The 20,292-nt window shown below is 59.2% G+C and carries 24 protein-coding genes and 3 pseudogenes; 9 read left to right on the forward strand and 18 right to left on the reverse strand.

Annotation, left to right across the window (positions count from 1 at the left end):
- Window positions 1–239: 239 nt before the first annotated feature.
- Window positions 240–1,215 (reverse strand): annotated as a pseudogene (gene ftrA / locus NKI54_RS32810) (transcriptional regulator FtrA).
- Window positions 1,216–1,306: 91 nt separating this feature from the next.
- Between ftrA and NKI54_RS32815 the strand changes: the two are divergent.
- Window positions 1,307–1,707 (forward strand): annotated as a pseudogene (locus tag NKI54_RS32815) (rhodanese-like domain-containing protein).
- Between the two features lie 200 nt (window positions 1,708–1,907).
- Here NKI54_RS32815 and NKI54_RS32820 read toward each other — a convergent pair.
- Both NKI54_RS32820 and NKI54_RS32825 read right to left on the reverse strand, forming a co-directional pair.
- Window positions 1,908–2,187, reverse strand: a pseudogene (locus NKI54_RS32820) (aminoglycoside phosphotransferase); the annotation flags it as partial.
- Window positions 2,188–2,537: 350 nt separating this feature from the next.
- On the reverse strand, window positions 2,538–2,669 hold the full coding sequence (locus NKI54_RS32825) for a hypothetical protein (RefSeq protein WP_352693795.1): 132 nt from the start codon (window positions 2,667–2,669) through the stop codon (window positions 2,538–2,540).
- 309 nt (window positions 2,670–2,978) lie between these two features.
- Between NKI54_RS32825 and NKI54_RS32830 the strand changes: the two genes are divergently transcribed.
- Entirely contained in the window at window positions 2,979–3,161 is a 183-nt protein-coding gene (locus tag NKI54_RS32830) for a KTSC domain-containing protein (protein WP_352693850.1), read from the forward strand.
- A gap of 488 nt (window positions 3,162–3,649) precedes the next feature.
- Here NKI54_RS32830 and NKI54_RS32835 read toward each other — a convergent pair whose 3' ends face one another.
- Window positions 3,650–3,949 (reverse strand): KOW domain-containing RNA-binding protein, encoded by a 300-nt coding sequence (locus tag NKI54_RS32835; protein ID WP_352693797.1) that lies wholly within the window; start codon window positions 3,947–3,949, stop codon window positions 3,650–3,652.
- A 190-nt stretch (window positions 3,950–4,139) separates the two neighbouring features.
- Between NKI54_RS32835 and NKI54_RS32840 the strand changes: the two genes are divergently transcribed.
- Complete coding sequence (locus NKI54_RS32840; RefSeq protein WP_352693799.1) at window positions 4,140–4,478, forward strand: hypothetical protein; 339 nt, start codon at window positions 4,140–4,142, stop codon at window positions 4,476–4,478.
- A 69-nt stretch (window positions 4,479–4,547) separates the two neighbouring features.
- Here the strand turns inward: NKI54_RS32840 and NKI54_RS32845 are convergent, their stop codons facing one another.
- Window positions 4,548–4,859 (reverse strand): hypothetical protein, encoded by a 312-nt coding sequence (locus NKI54_RS32845; protein WP_352693801.1) that lies wholly within the window; start codon window positions 4,857–4,859, stop codon window positions 4,548–4,550.
- A gap of 57 nt (window positions 4,860–4,916) precedes the next feature.
- On the opposite strand from NKI54_RS32845, the gene NKI54_RS32850 reads away from it, so the two are divergent.
- Complete coding sequence (locus tag NKI54_RS32850) at window positions 4,917–5,201, forward strand: DUF982 domain-containing protein (protein WP_352693803.1); 285 nt, start codon at window positions 4,917–4,919, stop codon at window positions 5,199–5,201.
- Window positions 5,202–6,161: 960 nt separating this feature from the next.
- Here the strand turns inward: NKI54_RS32850 and NKI54_RS32855 are convergent.
- The 3 genes from NKI54_RS32855 to NKI54_RS32865 all read right to left on the reverse strand — a co-directional run bounded on the left by NKI54_RS32855 (window position 6,162) and on the right by NKI54_RS32865 (window position 8,038).
- On the reverse strand, window positions 6,162–6,518 hold the full coding sequence (locus NKI54_RS32855; RefSeq protein ID WP_352693805.1) for a hypothetical protein: 357 nt from the start codon (window positions 6,516–6,518) through the stop codon (window positions 6,162–6,164).
- A 415-nt stretch (window positions 6,519–6,933) separates the two neighbouring features.
- The gene (locus NKI54_RS32860) at window positions 6,934–7,200 is read right to left on the reverse strand and encodes a hypothetical protein (protein WP_352693806.1); all 267 of its coding nucleotides are present in this window, start codon (window positions 7,198–7,200) and stop codon (window positions 6,934–6,936) included.
- A 619-nt stretch (window positions 7,201–7,819) separates the two neighbouring features.
- On the reverse strand, window positions 7,820–8,038 hold the full coding sequence (locus NKI54_RS32865) for a KTSC domain-containing protein (protein WP_352693808.1): 219 nt from the start codon (window positions 8,036–8,038) through the stop codon (window positions 7,820–7,822).
- Between the two features lie 511 nt (window positions 8,039–8,549).
- Here NKI54_RS32865 and NKI54_RS32870 point away from each other — a divergent pair.
- The 3 genes from NKI54_RS32870 to NKI54_RS32880 all read left to right on the forward strand — a co-directional run bounded on the left by NKI54_RS32870 (window position 8,550) and on the right by NKI54_RS32880 (window position 10,576).
- Entirely contained in the window at window positions 8,550–9,059 is a 510-nt protein-coding gene (locus tag NKI54_RS32870; RefSeq protein ID WP_352693810.1) for a ferritin-like domain-containing protein, read from the forward strand.
- A gap of 543 nt (window positions 9,060–9,602) precedes the next feature.
- Complete coding sequence (locus NKI54_RS32875; protein WP_352693812.1) at window positions 9,603–9,908, forward strand: hypothetical protein; 306 nt, start codon at window positions 9,603–9,605, stop codon at window positions 9,906–9,908.
- Window positions 9,909–10,441: 533 nt separating this feature from the next.
- On the forward strand, window positions 10,442–10,576 hold the full coding sequence (locus NKI54_RS32880; protein ID WP_352450378.1) for a hypothetical protein: 135 nt from the start codon (window positions 10,442–10,444) through the stop codon (window positions 10,574–10,576).
- Between the two features lie 174 nt (window positions 10,577–10,750).
- Here the strand turns inward: NKI54_RS32880 and NKI54_RS32885 are convergent, their stop codons facing one another.
- Complete coding sequence (locus tag NKI54_RS32885; RefSeq protein ID WP_352495879.1) at window positions 10,751–10,927, reverse strand: hypothetical protein; 177 nt, start codon at window positions 10,925–10,927, stop codon at window positions 10,751–10,753.
- 259 nt (window positions 10,928–11,186) lie between these two features.
- On the opposite strand from NKI54_RS32885, the gene NKI54_RS32890 reads away from it, so the two are divergent.
- Complete coding sequence (locus NKI54_RS32890; RefSeq protein ID WP_352693814.1) at window positions 11,187–11,825, forward strand: hypothetical protein; 639 nt, start codon at window positions 11,187–11,189, stop codon at window positions 11,823–11,825.
- A gap of 21 nt (window positions 11,826–11,846) precedes the next feature.
- Here NKI54_RS32890 and NKI54_RS32895 read toward each other — a convergent pair whose 3' ends face one another.
- The 9 genes from NKI54_RS32895 to NKI54_RS32935 all read right to left on the reverse strand — a co-directional run bounded on the left by NKI54_RS32895 (window position 11,847) and on the right by NKI54_RS32935 (window position 19,438).
- Entirely contained in the window at window positions 11,847–13,508 is a 1,662-nt protein-coding gene (locus NKI54_RS32895) for a DNA polymerase/3'-5' exonuclease PolX (RefSeq protein ID WP_352693816.1), read from the reverse strand.
- Between the two features lie 107 nt (window positions 13,509–13,615).
- Window positions 13,616–15,514, reverse strand: a complete 1,899-nt coding sequence (gene ligD / locus NKI54_RS32900; RefSeq protein ID WP_352693817.1) for a DNA ligase D — start codon at window positions 15,512–15,514, stop codon at window positions 13,616–13,618.
- Between the two features lie 491 nt (window positions 15,515–16,005).
- Window positions 16,006–16,245 carry a DUF982 domain-containing protein gene (locus tag NKI54_RS32905; RefSeq protein WP_352625651.1) on the reverse strand — a complete coding sequence of 80 codons (240 nt, stop codon included), beginning with the start codon at window positions 16,243–16,245 and terminating at the stop codon, window positions 16,006–16,008.
- An 8-nt stretch (window positions 16,246–16,253) separates the two neighbouring features.
- Window positions 16,254–16,499 (reverse strand): DUF982 domain-containing protein, encoded by a 246-nt coding sequence (locus NKI54_RS32910; protein ID WP_352693819.1) that lies wholly within the window; start codon window positions 16,497–16,499, stop codon window positions 16,254–16,256.
- A gap of 8 nt (window positions 16,500–16,507) precedes the next feature.
- Window positions 16,508–16,753, reverse strand: coding sequence for a DUF982 domain-containing protein (locus NKI54_RS32915; protein ID WP_352693821.1), 246 nt, complete (start codon window positions 16,751–16,753; stop codon window positions 16,508–16,510).
- A gap of 231 nt (window positions 16,754–16,984) precedes the next feature.
- The gene (locus NKI54_RS32920; RefSeq protein ID WP_352693823.1) at window positions 16,985–17,227 is read right to left on the reverse strand and encodes a DUF982 domain-containing protein; all 243 of its coding nucleotides are present in this window, start codon (window positions 17,225–17,227) and stop codon (window positions 16,985–16,987) included.
- Between the two features lie 701 nt (window positions 17,228–17,928).
- Window positions 17,929–18,276, reverse strand: coding sequence for a hypothetical protein (locus tag NKI54_RS32925; protein ID WP_352693825.1), 348 nt, complete (start codon window positions 18,274–18,276; stop codon window positions 17,929–17,931).
- Window positions 18,277–18,302: 26 nt separating this feature from the next.
- Window positions 18,303–19,025 (reverse strand): DUF4336 domain-containing protein, encoded by a 723-nt coding sequence (locus NKI54_RS32930; protein WP_352693827.1) that lies wholly within the window; start codon window positions 19,023–19,025, stop codon window positions 18,303–18,305.
- Window positions 19,026–19,174: 149 nt separating this feature from the next.
- Window positions 19,175–19,438, reverse strand: coding sequence for a hypothetical protein (locus tag NKI54_RS32935; RefSeq protein WP_352693829.1), 264 nt, complete (start codon window positions 19,436–19,438; stop codon window positions 19,175–19,177).
- 576 nt (window positions 19,439–20,014) lie between these two features.
- Here NKI54_RS32935 and NKI54_RS32940 point away from each other — a divergent pair.
- On the forward strand, window positions 20,015–20,260 hold the full coding sequence (locus NKI54_RS32940) for a hypothetical protein (protein WP_352693831.1): 246 nt from the start codon (window positions 20,015–20,017) through the stop codon (window positions 20,258–20,260).
- Window positions 20,261–20,292: the final 32 nt, after the last annotated feature.

Below are 20,292 nucleotides of genomic sequence, written 5' to 3' on the forward strand. Positions count from 1 at the left end.
GAAAATAGTCGAAGGACAGGCGCTGGATGTCCGAGAGAAGCTCGTCGTTTTGCGGGTGGTCGCTCGATGCATCCATGGCTATCGATATAGAGGGGTTCGCTGCGCTTCCCACCTTTTTGGTCGACTTGTCTCCTATGCGCCAGCCGCGAAACGCGTGCCCTCCCGTGCGAGCGGGTTCGTTCTGCGATCCCTTTCCGGACGTTGATGGACACAGATAGATGACCGAGCATTCGTCAAAATCATGATCGAACTGGCGTCGGACGGCCGAACTGCGTTTGATATTCCTTTGGGCTGATACCCGTGCGTTTGCGGAAGTGATGTCGCAGCGTATCCGCTGAACTCATGCCCACGGCCGCGGCGATCTCTTCGATGCTGTGGTGGCGACCAATCAGGAGCTGCTTCGCCTCCTCAAGGCGCTCGGATCCAGCCATTCGCCTGGAGGCGATCCCGTCGCTTTGGTGAAGCGTCGTATAAAGGTCCGCAAGCTCATGTGGCATTCCGATGCCATTCGCTCCAGCGTTCAGGCGCCGCCGAGTTCAGCCCTCATCTTGTCCAGCAGTGGCGCAACTTCTGACCCACGCCGTGTCGGAACAGGTCGTTCAAGGAATTGCGCCTGCCCACCGGCACGGTGCGCCGGCATTATAAGCCTTCGAGCCACGGAGTTGGCCGCATCAGCTCCAAAGTCCTGGCGAACGATCTCGATCAGAAGGTCAATGCCGGCGGCACTCCCGGCGGACGTGAACACGCGGCCATGCGAGCGGTAGAGCGAGGCATGGTCCACGGCCAACTTTGGATACTGGCTGCGCAGTGCATCAGCGTAGCGCCAATGCGTCGTCGCCGTTCCGCCATCGAGAAGGCCCGTAGCGGCCAGCACGAATGCACCCGAGCAGATCGACGCCAATCTTGCCCCTCTGTCATGGGCGTGACGCAACCGCTGGACGAGAGTTTGAGGTACAGGTTCGTCGACCCCTTTCCATCCTGGAACGACGATAATATCGCCCTCATCGATTAATCCGATGCCATGATCCGGCGTCAGCAACAAGCCACCATTCGCACGAAGGGGGCCTTCCTCGATGGCGCAGCTTGCGAACCGGTACCAGCTTTCACCCATTTCAGGTCGCGCCAAACCGAAGACTTCGGCGACTATGCCGAACTCAAGGTGCAAAGACCATCGTAGAGAAGCGCGACAACGAGGGGGCCGTTCGTGTTTGGCATGATATACCCGTAGTATGTCATTCATGCCAATTGCAAGGTGATATCCTAGTCAGCCACATGGAGAGCGAACAAGAACAAAAAGGAGATCACCTTGTCCTCCACCGTCACAACCGTTCCCGCTGCTCCGAGCGAAATCGCACGCGAACACTTCTCAGCCGAATTTCCTTCGAAACGGACTGTTGGGATGTTCATGATGCGCTGTCGCGCGAACCCGATTTCGTCCTCCTCGATGTCCGCAGCCCTTCGATGTTCGCCCAAGGTCATGTCCACGGGGCCATCAACTTGCCCCATGGCAAGATTGTCCGCTCAAAGCTCGAGCGCTGGTCCGACCAAACCGTATTCGTCACCTACTGCGCCGGCCCTCACTGCAACGGTGCCGCCCGTGGGGCGCTTCGCCTTGCGGAGCTCGGTCGCCCGGTGAAGATCATGGCTGGCGGCGTCACGGGTTGGCTCGATGAAGGCTTCGAGTTGGCGAAAGGTTCAGACACATGACCATTGGGATCCGAGTTGCATCGCCAGGCGATGCCGCTCAGCTTCATGGACTTATCGTGGAGCATGCAACGTTCGAACGGAGCGCCGCATCTTGCACTGTCCGAACTGGAGAACCTTCTTCGAGACCCAGCCCAGCCGGTCAAACTCCCCGTTGCCGAGCGCGATAAACGATTATTGGCTATTCCGCCATTAGCCATCGATCAAAGGACTCTAACTTCGGCGAGCCGCTTGATTGCGTAATCGTTTTCCAACAAACAGCGGCTTCCCAAGCGGCTGACGCCTGAGCGGCAATGTCATGAGCCGCTTCTTCGAGACCAGCCGCATTGTTAGGGTCGCCATGAACAACACATGTCCTGTGCCCGACGAGCCGCGACCACGCTGCCCTACATCGGGCTCGCCGTCGGGCCGCGTCGCGGCAAGGTCGATCCTGGTTCCGGTCCCGGCTTGCAGGAGGTCTATTGACGAACGCCAGCCTGGTCGTACGCGGAGTTCGTGAGAAAGCTTAACGTCAGCGACATCGACATCGACATCGACATCGACATCGAAAATGCGATGACCGAGCGAAAGGTGCAAATGTCGCTCCGCTGACGCTTCAAAGCCAAGCCCGCGCACGTCACCGATAAGAGCTTTAGCTATCGCGTCGGCGGCATTGTCGCGGCGCCTTCGGAACGTCGAATAGGCCCACCCGCGGCGCTCCCACTCGATCTCGGCGCGGGGTTTTCCCTTGTCTCATCGCCCTGTCAGCGCCTTGCAAATGAGCGAAACCAAGCTGTCGCGCGCTCGCTCGTGGAGTGCGCCTTTCGGCCGCCGTGCAACGAAATCATCAACACTCATCCAATCAACGGGTTTGTGTCGGCGTCTGGCTCGCTGAATTCCACATACAGATGCAGTTCGTCCGGCACGAAAACGACCCTCAACGATCCTTTGATTTCATTGGCAAGGTTGTAGGCGAGGACGGTCATGGCGGGGCACTCCTTTCGCCGTGGAGCGTGCCTATCTCACGGGAAAATTCCATCACCGGAAGTTAATATTGACGCTCGCGCTTCTCAGAAATCCAACGTCCGCGTGATGCCGAAAGGTGCAGCTCGCTTTTTGTGTATCTCGATTGGGAACACGGGACCGCCGCGAAAGTTCGGTGCACGCAGCGAATCCTCCCCCTCCAGGTATTGCTGCAGATCGGTATCCCGATCGGCCCGCGCTCCCCGCAGGGGCGCGGGCCTCGGCCTGTGGTGCTCATGCCATCTACTTCGATCCGCAAGATGGAATAGGATCTGGATAGAAGGACCCTCTCGGTCTGGTTCCTGGCCAGCGGCAAACGGTACGAGTTTGAGGACGTGCCGCCGGAAACCTTTGCCGCGTTCCGGGCCGCGTTCGCCAAGGGCCGCTATTTCAACGACCACATCCGCAACAATTTCCGCTACCGTCTGGTTGCGAGCGATAGCGACCCGGGATGACCTGACCTGCCGGTGGCTCAATCGTCCTGTCGCTCCAACCGGCGGTTGGTGGACGCCTTGCCGCTGTTGCCCTAGGTTCGCTTTCGGTCCGCGCGCACCTCGCAAAGCCCACCCCCGAAGTCCCTGCCTGGTGCAAAGGCGCTTGATCGGTCCCGCCGTTCTGGCAGTGCGGCGGGACTTTTTGCGGTCCAGGTGGAACATCGGCGCGCGGGGAAGGCGCGGTGCACGCAGCACCCTTTTCTCATCCAACGTACGTCGGTGGCGCGCTGAAGGGTCTCAACGTCGGTCTGCCGCCGGAGCTCAACTAGCTGGACTATTGCTCGACCGGAAGCGGCTCGTGCTGCGGCTCAGCGTGGTGGAACACCTGTCCAAGATCGCGCGCGTCGAACGTTTGGCCGCAGACTGGGCAGTAGACAAAGTGCTTCGACTCGTCCTCTACCGGCCCGTCATGCGGCCTGCCCTCATAGCCTGTCGCGATGTTGTCGGTTCTAATCCGGGGCAACGACAAGTGCCTTTCGTTTTGGCGGCCGATATTTCTCCATTAGCCGGACCTTGTCACGGTCGACCGTGACCAATGGCCCGAGGTCGATCGTCACGGTGTCCTCGTCGATGCGCGTGACCTCGCCTTTCAGGTCGATTTGCTGGCCTCGGTTCACCTTGATGTGGTCGATGATGGAATGTGGGAAATCGTAACCTGGGATCGAGACGCTTACGCGGTCCTCTGTTATCCGCCTTCGAACCGTGGCAGTAATCGACACCTGGTCACCAATGCCTATTCCCCGAGCCATGCCATGGATTCTGGTGCGGACAGCGTCTTCTTCAAGAGGCTTCTAATATACGCCCGCCATCCTAAGGCTGACCTACGACCAGAGTTACAAAAGTTGAACTTCATCGGGGAACACTCCTTCTGTCTGCCTGTTCGATTTGCCAGGCGCATCCCGCGCATTCAGACAGGAGAAAGAAGAGAAACGCATCCTTTTGGCTTCGGCCGTGCTGGCGGTGTCGGCCGGGCTTTCCTTTGCCCAGACGACCAGCGGAACTTCGAGCGGAACCTCGACGAGCGGAACCTCGACCACGACAACCATGCCCAGTACGACGGATCAGGGCACCGGCACGACGGGCAGCGGGACCAACATGTCCGGCGATCAGGGCACCGACACGACCACCACCAGCGGCACCACAAATCCGAACTCGGCCAGAGACTGCGCGCCCGGCCAGCAGACTGGCAGCGCTCAGCAGGCGGCGCCTGGTCAGCAGGACACGACAGCCAACACCGCCGCGCCAGGCCAGGTGAAAAAGACCGACGAAGGTTGCTGATTGGCACATCGGCACAGGTTGGAATCACCAGCGTGTGGCTGGCCAGTCTCCCCCGACCACCGCCTGAACTCAACTCGGCTGGCGAGCAAGTTGCCGCCAGCCGCGCACCACCGCAAAGCCGTACCGGAGCCAGACCATCGCCGGTGAGCTGCCGAAGGAAGGTGGCATCGGTGTGCTTGAGAAGCCGTCGGGCAAGCGGCGTGACGAGCTCGAAAGAAAGTGCGCGGCGTCGGACGGTGCGCAGATGTTTTTTGCCGGCCGGGTCCTGTTGTTCGACGAGAGGATGGTCCGGCGAGGCAAAGTGCCAGGCCCAAGGAGAGCCAGCTCAGCCTCAATGGCATCGGCCAGCGATTCTTTGAATTCGCGGTAATCCATATTCATGCAACCACTGCCCTTGTCTTCGCGTTTAGCCGCGTTCAATCGTGGAGAGCGACAAGAATGCGGGCCTTCTGTCCAATTACAATCTGCCTCAATGGCAACCTAACGGTGGTCGCGTCCATAGCCGACGCAATGAAGGTGCTTCAGCAACCATGGCCTAGAATGGGAAAGCCGGGGCGGCTCAACGCGATCCGAATGGTCGAGGAATCCCTGGCCGGGCATTGCAGCCAGCAAGCTGCATTCGAGGCCTTCAAGGCGGCCGCGGCTGAACAGGGACTCCTTAGAACAAGAGGGACCAGCGCAGGTCTGGGGAAAGTTGCGCGGATGGTTGAAGACCTGATGTGAGATCATGCCGGCCTCGCTAAGACTGCAGAGGCGCCCCACTTGAAGCCCGAATACTGCCTTCTCCCGCGAGAGCCGAAACGCCTCAAACCGGGCTATTAGCCCGGACGCGAGAAGGCCCTGGCTTCGCGTCCGGGACAGCCAGGACCACTTATCCGACGGTGAATTCTGCGCTGCCTAAGCAGTGCGGCTGCACGCCCATTTGCGATCGCGTTTGGGATCCACATTGAGGTTAACTCTGATGATCTGCCCCATCTTGTCAGAAAAAGACATTTCCCTTGACCTTGCGAGTAAAGGAAAGCAATCAGCCTTGACAAAAATCGCGATCAGGATTGCGCGGAGAACTGGGCTTGATGAGCAGATGATTCTCCGTGGTCTCTTCGACCGCGAGTGTCTCGGCTCGACGGCATCGGTCGTAGCGTCGCGATCCCTCACGCTCTGCTTGGCACGATCTCTTCGCCAGTCGTGTCTTTGACGCGCCTGGCCCAGCCCGTTGACTTCGACGGGCCCTACGACAACCAGTCGATCTCATTTAGACTGTACTCTGGCGGCGCTCTGCTACTTCCGCCTTCCTCCCTGCCCTTTCACAAAGATGCCGGCTGCTTCGAGTAGCTCATGTTCGGGAGCGACTCCGATTGGCGCGGTCAGCCGATGAGGTGTTGGCGATTGTCGAAAATGAGCCGCTTCCGGGAATTTCCACCAATTTGAATAATTCCCGTGTCCAGCCTGGCGTTGTGATGGCAGTTCAGCAATGCCTGATTCAATTGACGCGGCGCATACCGCAGTCAACTATGGGGGCTCGCTACCAGCCGATGAGGCGGCCTTCGCGGGGAATTGAAGCATCTTCGGGGTTCCTTTTCTGCGCGGTAACCCAAACAGAATGTCTGCGTCGTCACATTACTCCGAGGCCGCGTCGCGCTCCGGCAACGCGCGGTCTGGTTCCCCCGCGGGTACTGCGATCGATCAGCCCCGCATCGTTGAGCGCAGGATGGCCTGCATGTGCTCTTTCAAGTCGAGTTCGCCTCGTGCCTCAACAGTCAACAGGTACTCGGCCTTGACCCGGCGGTCGCCTCGGCTGGTCGCAGGATAGGAACAGATGGCCAGCAAGGCTTGCTCTTCAATTCCGTCTGCCATCTTGCGGTCGTGCCAGTTGCTGCCCGCTCGATGAACAACCCTGTGGAGCGCGGCATAGGCGGTTTCATGGCTTGCGATCAGCGCCTGCAGTTCGCGCGAGATACCTTCGCCTTCAGCAAACGTCGGTTCAACGACAGACGCAACGGCGGTGAACGCAAGAAGTGTACGGCGGGTGACTGCGAGCATGCCTCATATCCTTGCCGTCTGATGAGTGCGGGCACACCATAGCACCGGCGCAGTGTTTGGAGAGATGCTTTGCAACGTGACCCTATTGTCTGCTGACAAAACGTTTCCGATCCCGCAGCTGCTCCTCCTGCAATGGCTGGCAGGTTCAGTCTCCTGAAAGGTCCTAAGGTGTGAGGCTAGTATGCCATTGAACGCCAGCCAATCGACCTAAAAGGCGAGGTCACCCGCATCGACGAGGACACCGTGACGATCGACCTCGGGCCGCTGGTCACGGTCGACGGTGACAAGGTCCGGTTGGTGGAGAAGTCTCGGCCGCCAAAACGACGAAAGGCACTTGTCGATGCCCCGGATTAGAACCGACAACATCGCGACAGGTTATGAGGGCAGGGCGCATGACGGGCGGGTAGAGGACGAGTCAAAGCACTTTGTCTACTGCCCAGTCTGCGGCCAAACGTTCGACGCGCGCGATCTTGGACAGGTGTTCCACCACGCTGAGCCGCAGCACGAGCCGCTTCCGGTCGAGCAATAGTCCAGCAGTTGAGCTCCGGCGGCAGAACGACCTTGAACCCTTCAGCGCGCCAGCGACCTTGGATTCGGAGAAAAAGGGTGACGTCAATACCAACTTCTTGCGATGTAATTTCCCTTTGAGACAGGCACGCTCGAGGTGGGGAGTGATCGCCATGACCGTCCTCGCCTACAGCATTACCAACGACATCAGAGGATCGTGGAGAGTCGTCTTCGTGCGTGACGAACTGCATTTGTATGCATCTGGACATCGAGTTTAGTCTGCTAGAGGCCGATTCAGATCCGGTCGATTGGATGAGCGTTGATGACTTCCCTGCACGGCGGCCAGCCGGCGCACTCCACAAGCGAGCGCGCGACAGCTTGGTTCCACTGATTTGTAAAGCGCTGACAAAGCGACCGAAGCTACGTGATCGCCTCTAGCGTGAACAGACCTGAGGGCGCGCTGATCCACAGACATTGGCCAAGAGCCCGCGTCTCTGGATTGAGGAGACGCGGGCCGCATCGGAGTCAGCCGATCTTGCAGCAATATCGTACGGAGGATGTACTGCGTGCACCGAACCTTCTCCGCGCGCCGGTGTTCCATCCGGACCGCAAAAAACTCCCGCGGCACTGCCAGAACGGCGGACCGATCAAACGCTTTGCGCCAAGCGGGCGGATGCGGGGGTTGGGCTTGCCAAGCGAGCGTCGACAGTAAGCGACCCCGAGCGCAACAGCGGCAAGGCGTCCACCAACCGCCGGTTGGAGCGACAGGACGATTGAGCCACCGGCAGGTCAGGTCATGCCGAGTCGCTATCGCTCGCAACCAGATGGTAGCGGAAATTGTTGCGGATATGGTCGTTGAAGTAGCGCCCCTTGGCGAACGCGGCCCGGAACGCGGCAAAGGTTTCCGGCGGCACGTCCTCAAACTCGTACCGTTTGCCGCTGGCCACGAACCAGACCGAGAGGATTCTTCTGTCGGGATCGTATTCCGTTTTGCGTATTGATGTGGAGGGCATGACGGCGGCTCGATTCGAAAAGCAATCAACGAGCAGAGAGGCCGTCGCGTTCCTATGACTGTGGTGGTGCGGTGAGGCACGGAGCGCCAGCGGCCGCGATCAGCGCCTCATCGAGAATCCACTTCAGCTTCGCTGACCGCCCGTAGCTTCATCTGCTGCCGTTCTCACTTGCCCGGAACGACAGGCAGCGGTCGCGGTATGCGGGGCAGCTTCAATATGTCCCGCGTCGGATACCGGGAAAGCGGGCCAGCGCCAGTTGGACTTTGTAATGGAGCGGCGGCGCAGCGGCGAGCCCGTTGATCGGCTCGTCTCGGCGTCCACGGGCCATTCTCCTTGCGCCGGTCTTCCGCGATCCTTGCCTTCCACGCATCGCTGCAGGATTTTCGCGAGGTGAATTGAGACCCGCCACAACGCTGATCCTCTGGGACAATCAAGGCTGTTTCGACGGACTCTATTCCGGAACTATGTCTTCTTCTGAAAGTTTTTCCTTAAATCGCAAAGGAGATTCGAAATGTCAGAAAGCCGCGAATGGTTTGTCCAATGGCTTAGAGATGCTCATGCCATGGAAGAGCAGGCCGAAACGATGTTGAACGGGCAGTTGGGTCGCATCGAGAATTATCCCGAGCTGAGCGACCGAATCCGACAGCACCTCGACGAGACCAAGCAGCAGGCTGCTCGGCTGAAAATTTGTCTCGACCAGATGGATGAGGGTTCATCCACGATGAAGGACGCTGGCGGCAAGCTGACGGCGATGGCGCAATCGCTGAGCGGCGTCTTCGCTGGAGACGAGGTGATGAAAGGATCGCTCGCGAGCTACACGTTCGAGCACATGGAAATAGCCTCCTACACGATCCTGATTGCCGCTGCTCGATCGCTCGGCGAAACCGAGGTTCTTCGGGCTTGCGAAGAGAATCTGCGAGAGGAAGTCGCGATGGCGGATTGGCTGAAAACCCGTCTTCCCTCCACGACCGAGCAGTTCCTTGCGCGGGCCGAAGCGGACAGCGACAGCGCCAAGCGGTGATCGGGTGGGAACGTAGTGGTCGTGAAGTCGGGCTCGGCGCGAGGCTCGTTCACCGGCTCCGATGTCGACGGGAGAGCTTCCGCGGCTTGGAACTGAATAGGAGCTGGCGGACGACAACGATCGAGGGTGCCCATCGATCGTTGCCGCCAAAGAGAAACACAGCGAAAATTGCTTGTAGGCGTTGCCGTCGCATTAAAGCGCGCTCGATACCTGCTTCCGGCGTCGGCGTTCTTCGAATTTACCGGAACGACGTACCTGAAGGCGAAATATCGATGTCCGCTCCACGCTCCTCGTTTGTGGCCATCGCCGGACCGAGAGGAAGTCCGCCGCTCCGCTAACACGGGGCTGGGCGCGCCAAGGTCATCGCTGAATGTAAAGCCATTTCTGCAGAATTCGACGCACACAATGCCGATCCGAGGCCAACTGGGAGTGCATACCCCAGCTTGGAATTGTGCGGAACCGTACGAAGCCGATTGCAAGCAACCAACCTGGTTGGCCGGGCATTAGCAAAGCATCAAATAGGAAAGCATCGGGAGGAAGACCATGCTGCACGTTAACATGCCTCGCGAATTTGAGGTCGGCGACGAGGTTGCGCTGGCAGGTACCGTCATCGCGATTCTCCCCAGCGGGCGCGCCAGGGTGAGCATTCCTTCGTATGACCATCCTTATACGATTGATCCGCCACCCAAAGTCCGGGCCGGAGACCGAGTGGTTCTTGTTGGGGACGTCACCCGCATCGATCGCGGAGCAAACAAACTCACTGTGCGGATTGACTGCGGCGGGGTGATCACGGTCGACAAGTCGGCGATCACTCGGCTGAGAAAGCACCGCCGGACTTCAGCGGGTTGACACTACGGCGATACAACGGCCGCGCTTGTCCGCGTACGGAAGATGCAAGCGCACTTTGAACAGCCCAAGGGTGCGGCGCTGTCCAGCCGGATACGGGGCGGACGAACGGATAAGCGGAGTTCGACGGCTAGGGCACGAATCCAGCCTAGTGCGTCGCTGGCGGCTTCGGACTACTGGTGAAGCAAGTCCGATGTGGGCCTATCGCGACCCCGCTTCACCTGCCGTCCAGCCGCTCGCGCATTCGCGATCGTCGCTCTCGGCAACTGGCGGCGCGCCCGGCCAGGACGTGTCGCACGTGCGCGCTGTCGAAGGAGGCGCCCAGCAACATTTCGCGTGAAGGCAACGCGGCGTCCGATCGATCGTAACCTTTCTCTGCAATGAGCGCCTTGTTGCCGGCGATGGGCCTCCGGCTTTTACGCATTATGGAGATCACATGTTGGTCCCGGCACCCGATGCCGGCAACAGGTCTGCTTCGGAGCGTCGTGACAGAACTGGGTGACATGGTTGCGGTGGAGTAGGCGCCGTCGCCCTGGATGAACAACAACCTGTCGCATGCGGTGCATGCGTTGTCGAAGCTTTCGGTTGGTCACGGCCGCGGCCGCATCGACAACGACCGCAACGGCATCAAGTCGTTGCTGAAAGCCCGCAAGGTATCTGTCAAGACATAGCGTGCCGGCGAAGGTCCGCCCTAGCGACAGGGATTCGTTCTAGGCCGATCGGTCGGCAACGCGACCGGCCAGATGAGCGAGAGCTTACCCTCGGTGTTGGTCTCGACCCGGCTCGCACAGAGGCCGTGAAGGGACATCTCCAAACACTCATCGACGGTCGTCGATCACTGCCGACTACGAGTCGAGGTCGTATGGCTCGTGGCCTAGCTCGTTGTGATGAAGCGCCTCTGCCATACACCTGATGTCGAACGCCTGGCCGCACGCCGGGCAGAGGACGAAATACTCCTCCTCCCGAAGTGGCGATGCATCGTGGTCTTGGGGGATGACGATGTCATTGTATTCGTCGGGCATTGGGTCCTCCGGCAACGCCGCCCGCCATGCTGGAACGCCTGCCGGCAGGATTTGTTTCAAAGTTACTGCGCTTAAGAAGGAGGCCCGGAACGGGTGAAGCACAATGTCGGTAAGCGCAAGGGGACGACAATCAGCGGCCCCGCTAACAATCGTGGTTGCGCCTTTGGGCATCGTGGTTCAGACCGCTGGCGGATTAGAACTCTGTTGGCTTTGCGATCGGCTCATCGCTGCCGACAATCGGTGACCTATATAAAGGGGCATGTCCACGCGCCGAAAAACCAATGCAACAGCGAAGCTGATTGGAGAGTGGCCTTTAACCCCGGCTGCAACGTTTGGATCGTCCGTCAGAGCGAGGGGTATTTTTCTCGAAATACGCGCCCGCCTTCCAACGGAGTTCAGGAAATTGCTCAATATCGAGTCCCGCGTGCTTACCCTGCGCCTGTCTGGGGGCGCCGAGAATGATGTGCAGGTGGTATTCGGGATCGTATCCAAAGCACTGCAGAATATCGAAGACCTGCCCGTAATCCCCCGTGAAATCGAGGACATTCTGACGATCTCGACGGCCGAACGGCACCGCTGGCTGAAAGATGGTCGCTTGCAGAGCGCCGGGAGGAAAACGGTGAAACTCCGCGGGCGGGCAAGGAACATCACCTTTCACGTGTTCGACCCGCAGCACGTGGAGGATGTGCTTGACCGCGACCTGGTTACGGTCTGGCGCGAACAGGACGCAGCGACAGCTGCAGAGAATAGGCGGCGAGCCGCAGGGAAGGCCGCTATGAAACGCGCTCAAAGAAGCGGTCGCGGAACTGCAGCTTCAGCTGGCTACGGCCCCGATGAGAACGCGCACTCCAGTTTGCGCGGCTGGGAAGATTTTGAGAATGACGGACTCCTGCGCTGATAGGCCGGGCGCACAAGCAGGTTAGGACGTTTGCCTGCGCCGTGCGAGATGCGCAAGGAGGGCCGTCAAACGCATCGCGTTCAGGACCCGCTTCGCAGGGACACCGCCCTTGCGCGCCATCTCGACACCCCAATGCATGTGGTCGAGCTCGCGGATCGAATGAGCGTCCGGATTGATGCTGAAGATGCAGCCCTGATCGAGTGCCTTTTGATGCCAGCGCCAGTCGAGGTCGAGTCGCCACGGATGTGCGTTGATTTCGACAGCGACGCCGTGTTTCGCACACGCTTTGAGGACTTTGTCGACGTCGAGATCATAACCGGGCCGGCGCAACAGCTGGCGACCGGTCATGTGCCCGATAATTGTCGTCCGAGGGTTTCCGATCGCCTCAATGATACGCTCCGTCTGTTCCTTCTTGGGCAACTTGAAGCGGCTGTGCACGCTCGCGACGACGAAATCAAAGTGCTCCAAAATATGATTCGGGTAATCGAGCGAGCCATCAGCCAGGATGTCCGCCTCGATGCCCTTCAGTATGCGAAATTTTCCATTGTATGCCTTGTTCAGCCGGTCAGCTTCGCGGTGCTGTTCAGCAATCTCCTGCAACGAAAGGCCGCCTGCGTAGTGAGCGGACTGCGAATGATCGGCGACACCATAGTATTCGAAACCGCGCCTACGCGTGGCTTCAGCCATTGCCTCAAGCGTTTCGGTGCCATCGGATGCGGTCGTGTGGGAATGCAGGATGCCATGCAGATCTTCATCCCGGACGAGGGTTGGTAGCTTCTGCTTTGCCGCTCGCTCAATCTCGTCCCTGCCTTCGCGCAATTCAGGCTCGATAAACTGCAAGTCTAGAGCTTGGTAGATTTCTTCTTCTGTCGCTGACGCGATCAGCTTTCTCCCGCGATGAAGCCCGTCGGCGTTTAGGGTGAATCCCTTGTCGGCCGCGAACGTCTTCAGTTGCTCAAGGTGGTCTGCCGAACCGGTTGCCTCGAGCAGGCTCGCGCCAAAGTGCTTCCTGTCCGTGACAACAAGCCTGAGGGCCATATCCTCGATTCCAGTCGACTTTCTGGCCTGCGCTACCAGGGCGAAGTCGGAAACGAGCTCGCAACCGCGTCGGAAGTCACCTGCAATTTCCACGCGCGAAAACTCTGGATGCTGTTGCTTTACCGATATGACCGCATGGTGGAGAAGAGCGGCGGCCTTGTGCAGGTGAAGTTGCGTTTCGCCGCTTCGCACGATGGCCAGGTTCTGCAGCAGCTTTGTCTGAAGCGCGGCGCCGAGGCCTTTGACTGGACGGATGCGGTCTTCTCTCGCTGCGGCCTCGAGCTCCGCCAGCGAGTTCACGCCGAGCGCCTGATGAAGCTTCAGTATCTTATCGGGACGAAGCCCGGGTATGGCAAACAGCTCCATCACGCCCGCTGGAACATCCTCGCGCAGCTTCTCAAGGCTTGGGTGCGTGCCGGTTTGGTAAAGCTTGGTCACGATGTCTGCGATCGCGTCACCGATCCCCGGGATCTTGGTGAGGGCGCCGGCGGCGATGATCCGATCAAGCGGCTGCGACAGCGCCATCAGACTGTCTGCCGCGCGCAAGTATGCCTTTGTGCGATAGGGATTGTCGCCGCGCATAGACGCCCGTTGCGCGTATTCCCTTAAAAGACTGGCGACGGTCCTAGGATCGATTTTTGCCATGGCTTCAGCCAAACGAGACCGATCTCCGCAGGTTCCAATGAGGCAAGGCCGTGAGCGCCGCGTTGCCCTTTGAATCCCGGCTTTACTGCCTCTTCCCGCGTCGGACGCTACAGATTGGGCAAGGATTGGTCAGCGCGACCCCATCCAGCCAGAGTTTTGGAGACTGCGCGTTTCTTTAATTCAGGAGCATCGCCCACGTGGAAATGAGAGGGCGCGTCTATTGTCTTCATCTCCGCCCACGTGATCGGTGCCGCGACAGGAGCGCCCGGACGTGATCTCGCGCTGTAAGGCATGATCGCGGTCGCCCCGCGCTGATTGCGTAGATAGTCCACAAAGATGCGACCCTTGCGGCGCGCCTTTGACAACACGGCCGTGAAATGGGCCGGATCGCTCCGGGCGACCGCCTGCGCCAGGCGAGAGGCGAAGTCCTTCACCTCTGGCCACTCGGCGCCAGGGGTGAGGGGCGCGATGACGTGCACTCCTTTGCCTCCCGTCAGCATCGGGAAAGTCGTAAGCCCCAGAGATTTAAGAATAGCGCGGAACTGAAAGGCAGCGGCGCGGACGGCCTCAAAATCGAGGCCTTCATCGGGGTCGAGGTCGAACACGAGGCGGTCGGCCTTTTCGACATCCTCGATCCGAGCCCCCCATCCATGCAGCTCGATCGTTCCCATCTGGACGCAAGTCATGAGTCCGTCGGCATCGTCGACATAGAGATATGGTTCCTCGTGCCCGTCCTTCTCCGTGATGCCGACGTGGTGGACTTTGTCGCCAAAGCTGCCGGCGTCGTGTTTTTGGAAGAAGCACTTCTTCGCGCGGCCCTGTGGGCATCGAACCAGACTGATCGGCCGGCTGCCAACCCAAGGAAGCATGATCGCCGCGACCGCTGCGTAATGGTCGGCAAGCTGTCCCTTGGTGATGTTGGACTCCGGATAGATGACGCGGTCACGGTTACTTATCGCGATGGCGGTTGTCGCAGACGCGGCGAGATCGGCTGCATGACGTTCCGTCTCGAGCACGACCGCCTCCGGCTTCTTGTCTTCACGGAGACCAAGATAGCTCGGATGTCGTAACGTCCCTTCATTTGTCATTTCGGTGAAGGCAATCTCAGCGACCAGTTTCGGACGGAGCCAGTGTGCGCCGCGCACTTCGGCGCGTGGTGCGTCGACGGTCGCGGCCTTCTGCTCAAGCGGCGCCATGATTTTCAAGAGACGAAGAAGTTCAGCGGTATCGAAGCCGGTGCCGACTTTCCCGGCGTAACGCAGCTTGCCGCCGTTATGAACGCCAAGGATCAAGGACCGAAACGCGCGGACCTTGTCGGACGGCGTCCAGCCGACAATCACAAATTCCTGTCGCCTGATGCATTTGATCTTCAGCCAGCTTGCGCCGCGGGCCGCCACATAATTCGAATCCGCGAGCTTTGAGATGACGCCCTCAAGGCCGGCAGCGCAGAAGCGATCGAGCAGCTCTTCTCCGCGGCCGAGGATATGGTCGGAGTAACGAAGGACCGGATTTTTCGCAGGCAAGATCGCCTCCAGCTTCGCCTTGCGCTCAACAAGAGGAAGCCTTGTCAGATCTTCGCCGTCGAGCTGCAGCAGATCGAATGCATAAAAGTCGATAGTCGCCGGGGCACCCTTCAATGCATTCTGAAGCGCCTGGAAGTTAGATCTTCCTTCCGCATCGACAACCACGGCCTCGCCGTCAATCAGGGCGGAGCGCACCTTGAGCTTGCGAGCCTCAGAGAGGATCGAGGGAAAACGGCTAGACCAGTCCAGGCCAGATCGTGTGTAGGCTCGCGCCTCGCCACCGCCGACGGCAACGAGAATACGATAGCCGTCGTATTTCATCTCATGGATCCAACGATCGCCGGCAGGGACCGTGTCCACGAGCGTTGCGAGCTGGACCGGCCGGAAAGCGGGCGGCGCTAAAGTGACCTCGTCACGAGCGGGCGACTTCGCTTGACTAGCGCTCGACGCATTGATTGCCTTACGCGACGTTGGCTTGACCACTCTGACCTAAACCATACTCAGAGACGAAACAGCGTTATACGCCGTCCAACGCGCGACTACTTCTTTAGTTTCGCTGCCGGCCGTGTTGAGCTTTTCGCGATCATTACCGACCCGCTTGATTAGCGCCTCGGCCTGAGGCCGTGCTTCCTGCCTCCGGCCCTTCCATTCCCGATTTTCGCGCACAGCTCACAGGCAATAATCAAGAGCAGGAACGTGCCCTCAAATGCCGCCACAGCGTATCCGGTTTCTGCCATCGGCTTTCGAAGCCTGACATTCCGGTTCCGGTCCCCCTACCTCAACGTGCCCCATTGACGCCAAGTACCTCGCCCAGAGCAAGCTCCGATGCCAGTTTCAAGAAGTGCAAAATGGCCCATAAATGCGCCGACCAGAGTGAATGCTCTCGTATCCGGGTCTATTTCGAGCAGCGCGGACTTGGTCAGCATTCAGACAGCCTAGCGGGTCCTTCCCAACTAGCCATGGGCACCGGCCTGCTACTCACGGAGCACCCCCTCCTCCTTGGCAGCAGCCTCGAAAGCCTGACGGACCTCTTCCGGAGTGACACGGTCCTGAAAGGCGTCGGCGCACAGTTGCACAGCCTTCCTCCACTTAGGTCCCATCTTGGTCCACTTCATGAGTTCCTCGGCGGCACCCTCGACGTTGTTGCACCCGTAGGTGACCCCAGGTCGGTCGGTCTTGACGTACACCGGAGGGGAGAACCAATGGGTTGCCACGACACCTCCTACTCAGGGGAGAGATACATCTTGGCCTCCTTTGCGGCAGCCTCAAAGGCCTTTCGCACCACCTGAGGGTCAATCGAATCGCCCTCCAGATCTGACAGGCACAGCGTCACCGCCTTATGCCAGCAGGGTCCTCTCCGGGTCCACGTTTTGAGCTGCTCAAGGGCTGCCCTCGCATTGTTGCAGCCATGCCTGACACCGGTTTCAGTCTTCACGAACACCGGAGGGACGAACCAGATGGGCGCCATGATACCTCCTACTCAGGGGAGAGATACACGTTGGCCTCCTTGGCAGCCGCCTCGAAGGCTTCACGGACCTCTTGGGGGGAGGATTTGCCCTCGAATGCATCGACGCAGGATTGGACAGCCTTGGTCCACTTCGGGCCCTTTGTGTCCCACCCCATGAGCTCCTCGGCGGCTCCCTCGACGTGGCTGACCCCATTGCGAATGCCCGGACGTTTCGTCTTCACGTAGACCGGTGGAGAGAACCAGAGAGGACCCATAAGGGGGAACTTAGAGCGGCAAGAGCCCGCCGACCAACCCCGCTTTAGCCGCAGCTAAGGGAACGATGTAGGCCCTCGCGGGTTTAGAGGTGGCAGCGGGATTCTTCGTGGATGTGCAGCCGCTGTGGGGGGGTCCGTCGCCTCTCCCTCACTGGCGGCGGGCTCCTTTCGCGAAGGCGGTGTTGGTAATAGACACCTAGAACCTTATACCGCATCCAATTTAGCTAGTTCTCATTGGGGGAGTAATGTCCCCTCCTCTTTTGCAGCAGCCAGGAATGCCTTGCGAGCCTCCTCAGCTTCCATCTCGTCGAATATCACGGCCATGCAAACGCGCACCGCGAGGTCCCAGCAAGGGCCACGCTTGGTCCACTTCATCAGCTCCTCGCCGGCTGTCTCGGCGTTGTTGACGTTGCGGATGATCCCGGGACGCTCGGTCTTGACGGGGACCGGAGGGTTGAACCAGTGGAGAGCCATACGTCACTCTTTGTCGGCCCGATCAATTTCCTCCAGCAAATACTTTTGCTCAGCCCAGTTCCCGTTCTACAGGCAGAGTGAGCAGGTTGCGAAGGTAATTGCGGATTACCTCCTCTAGCTATTGAAAATGGCGCAGGACGGCGCGCTTTCGTTGCGATGTGCCACAGTGACTGAAGTTGGCTGACAGCTACTCGCGAGAGTCGAAAGCCACGCAGAGGCCCATGGCAGTTGCTGCCTCGACGATCGCCTCGGTTAGTTCTTCGTCGGAGGCCACCAAATAAGGCGCAGCCTCCCGAGCTTCGCGTAGTGCCGCTTTCATCGAGACCGTGTCGCGACGGTCCGCCCTGTTGAGGAGTACAGTGATTGCTTGCTCTAGAAGCGGACCTACCCTTTGCGCGACGCTCATCCAGCCCCCCAGGGACACGCTCTCTACTCCCTACCTGAGCGGCATCAAGGCCATGTACTAATTGTACAATTGGTACGGTGCTGGGCCGCAACAGTCAGGAATATTTGGTAGGAATTTCTGAGCGGGGATCGGATAACTGGCTCGCGCGACGACCCCCCCCGGTACCCCTTCGATCCGCCGCAACCGGCTCCGACGCTGCGCTCAATGAAGGCTTCGCGTCTCCGCCGGTTGCTCAAACCGCGCCATACGGCGTAACAGAAACGGCCGAGGCTCTAATCGCCACTGGATGAAAGCTTCATCTCCCACTACCGCCTGCAGCAGTGCGATCACCGCCGAGAAGGTTATTCAGCTTCGAAGAGGCATGGCGGCTCGTCCCATAAGCGGCACGCGGCAACACTACTTCGAGCGTGTAGGCTTCGCCAGTGGCCATCCGATTATCGACGTAGATTGCAGGATGAGGGCCGAGGAGGTGCTGCAAGGTCACTACTGCCCAGATGCGGCGACCACGTGCTACACTGACAGCCAGCGTCGGCTGGGAGTGTGAACTTTGCCCTTCGTCGTCCATCGAAACGAGCAAGGAGCGCCAGGAGCGGTCGTTGAAGCGATCGAGGCCGAGCGGCCGGAGCCGACCCGAAATGGACATTTGGCTTCTCCCAAACCACAGCGTTACTAAGCCGACTTTCCGAATATTCTACGGACAATCTCGTCTTCATTCGCATCGAAGCAGCGGCCGTGACTGAGAATCACCCGCCGCGGCTGCCACGACCGGAGTTTGCTTACTACTGCCTGTGTCTTCCGTCGATGCAGGAGAATTGGCAGCCGCATGCCAAAGAAGGTCCGCCCGTGCGGGTGAGCCATCCGAGTCAGCTTGGCCATCGTGCGCCAAGGCTCATCGATCATGTCTAATTCGAGATTGATGATCGTGTCTGTAAGGATCAGCGTCTTTGAAGCTTGGTGGAAGAATATGAACTCTTTGAAGTAGCCACCGGGAAACAGCATCTGGTCCATGTCCCGCCGCCACTCCTCCGGCGGATCGGCCTCCAAATCTCGTGCGAACGTCACATCCGCGTGCCGTGCGCGTGCTCTTTGCCGGACTCCGGGCGATGCCCATGTTATTGCCTCAGGGAAAGCCTTCGACCACTCACCGATATGAGCGTAGTGAAACTGGTTGGGTGACACGAGATGGCGAATTCTGCCCAAGTTCCGTAACTCTTCGGCCACCCTCGAAGCAAACTTGATGGGCGAATGAAGGAACAGATCGCCGTTCGATAGGCGCACCACCGTCATCCGAGTGGTGAATGGCAGCGGAAATTTTATTCCTGCTACCGTCAAATACTCAAACGGACCGTCAACGACGCCGATATCGGGTCCCTGCGGTTTATAGACGTTCATCGGCTCGTAAAGGGACGCACTCACAGCCCATTCCACTTCACCAGCTCGGCGCAAGGCGATGTACGCTATCTGGGCCAGGTTTCGTCATGCCGAACCGCAGCACCTGCTGCTTCTGGTGGAGCAACAGAACTTGCGCTCGAGGGCAAGTCTCAAGACGCGCGTGCCAAGGCAATCGAGATCACATCGTCCGTGTCAATGTCAGGCAAATCGAAGATCATTGGCAATTGCCGCGTCATGGCCATCTTCACGATCAACTCTTCCATCGATTCAACCGGAAGGCTGGCGTTTGAACGCTGCCGCATTAACAATGCAAGCTTGTGGACCGGCACGGGCGTCGATTTCGCGCGGTCATCTAAACGCCTGCCGATTTCGATCAGAACGTCTGCGTCGATGGTATTGGGCAATTCGCGCATGGTCTATTCCTCCCTGCCCCTGACCATGCGCGCCGCGGGCAGCCGAGTCTCGGGAAACCTCCGTACGTTTTTAACGATGTTGAAGAGCGTAAATGCAACTCTCTGGCTGCAGAGTGGCGTGAGCCGATAGGCTCGGCTGATGTTCACCACCGGTCGGCCCGCCTTGCCGTGTGAATTTGTACCCCCTTTAGAGTCGTGAGACCATTCTGCGAGAATGTCTGGAAACGAGCTTATATTTGCCGGTGCTCGATCGGTGACGAAAGCGAGACGGACGCGACCGAATAGGGACTTAGGGGATAGCCGCGAAACCATCGGCGCACTCGCTTGCGCCAAGATGGCAGCAATCGAGACTTCCGCGACAGCAAGGTCCGCTTGCACCAAAAACGATCTTCCGAAGCAAATATCAACCGCTGGAGGGAGTAGTATTGAAACCACTGTGAACCCGTGCCCGCGGCGGTTTTCAAGTCCGGTGTCTTGGCAACAGCGCGTCGCGACTGAACGGATTCATGCGACGCACCTTCCCGCAGCCTTTTGCCGATGAGACTTGACAGCCGCAAGTAGTTCGCGCTCGCCGGCGTGAGCATTTCGAAAAATGGCCACGACCATTACCGTCAAGATTTCGGCCGCCGGGTCCAAAGGGTCGAGATGCTCATCCGCGCAGACCTGATCGAACACGCGTTCGCAAATAGCCAGATCATGAGGGCTGAGGCAGGTGCGATTGAAATGCCGAGGCAGCATCTGTGCGAACCTTTCAGTGCCCGCTACCGTGCTTGCGGCGGGCTTTTGGCTGATGAACCGCTGAAGCGGTGGCTGTCAAAATGATATTGTCATCTGCAGTGACTAGGAATCAATTT

It is taken from the genome of Mesorhizobium sp. M0663 (assembly GCF_040320585.1).
Classification (GTDB): domain Bacteria; phylum Pseudomonadota; class Alphaproteobacteria; order Rhizobiales; family Rhizobiaceae; genus Mesorhizobium.

Excerpts from the sequence above, each read along its gene's own strand:
- NKI54_RS32825 (WP_352693795.1), bottom strand. The coding sequence starts at position 2,669 with ATGACCGTCCTCGCCTACAACCTTGCCAATGAAATCAAAGGATCGTTG.
- NKI54_RS32835 (WP_352693797.1), bottom strand. The coding sequence starts at position 3,949 with ATGGCTCGGGGAATAGGCATTGGTGACCAGGTGTCGATTACTGCCACG.
- NKI54_RS32845 (WP_352693801.1), bottom strand. The coding sequence starts at position 4,859 with ATGAATATGGATTACCGCGAATTCAAAGAATCGCTGGCCGATGCCATT.
- NKI54_RS32850 (WP_352693803.1), top strand. The coding sequence starts at position 4,917 with ATGCGGGCCTTCTGTCCAATTACAATCTGCCTCAATGGCAACCTAACG.
- NKI54_RS32855 (WP_352693805.1), bottom strand. The coding sequence starts at position 6,518 with ATGCTCGCAGTCACCCGCCGTACACTTCTTGCGTTCACCGCCGTTGCG.
- NKI54_RS32860 (WP_352693806.1), bottom strand. The coding sequence starts at position 7,200 with ATGGCGATCACTCCCCACCTCGAGCGTGCCTGTCTCAAAGGGAAATTA.
- NKI54_RS32865 (WP_352693808.1), bottom strand. The coding sequence starts at position 8,038 with ATGCCCTCCACATCAATACGCAAAACGGAATACGATCCCGACAGAAGA.
- NKI54_RS32870 (WP_352693810.1), top strand. The coding sequence starts at position 8,550 with ATGTCAGAAAGCCGCGAATGGTTTGTCCAATGGCTTAGAGATGCTCAT.
- NKI54_RS32875 (WP_352693812.1), top strand. The coding sequence starts at position 9,603 with ATGCTGCACGTTAACATGCCTCGCGAATTTGAGGTCGGCGACGAGGTT.
- NKI54_RS32880 (WP_352450378.1), top strand. The coding sequence starts at position 10,442 with ATGAACAACAACCTGTCGCATGCGGTGCATGCGTTGTCGAAGCTTTCG.
- NKI54_RS32885 (WP_352495879.1), bottom strand. The coding sequence starts at position 10,927 with ATGCCCGACGAATACAATGACATCGTCATCCCCCAAGACCACGATGCA.
- NKI54_RS32890 (WP_352693814.1), top strand. The coding sequence starts at position 11,187 with ATGTCCACGCGCCGAAAAACCAATGCAACAGCGAAGCTGATTGGAGAG.
- NKI54_RS32895 (WP_352693816.1), bottom strand. The coding sequence starts at position 13,508 with ATGGCAAAAATCGATCCTAGGACCGTCGCCAGTCTTTTAAGGGAATAC.
- NKI54_RS32910 (WP_352693819.1), bottom strand. The coding sequence starts at position 16,499 with ATGGCGCCCATCTGGTTCGTCCCTCCGGTGTTCGTGAAGACTGAAACC.
- NKI54_RS32915 (WP_352693821.1), bottom strand. The coding sequence starts at position 16,753 with ATGGGTCCTCTCTGGTTCTCTCCACCGGTCTACGTGAAGACGAAACGT.
- NKI54_RS32920 (WP_352693823.1), bottom strand. The coding sequence starts at position 17,227 with ATGGCTCTCCACTGGTTCAACCCTCCGGTCCCCGTCAAGACCGAGCGT.
- NKI54_RS32925 (WP_352693825.1), bottom strand. The coding sequence starts at position 18,276 with ATGTCCATTTCGGGTCGGCTCCGGCCGCTCGGCCTCGATCGCTTCAAC.
- NKI54_RS32930 (WP_352693827.1), bottom strand. The coding sequence starts at position 19,025 with ATGAACGTCTATAAACCGCAGGGACCCGATATCGGCGTCGTTGACGGT.
- NKI54_RS32935 (WP_352693829.1), bottom strand. The coding sequence starts at position 19,438 with ATGCGCGAATTGCCCAATACCATCGACGCAGACGTTCTGATCGAAATC.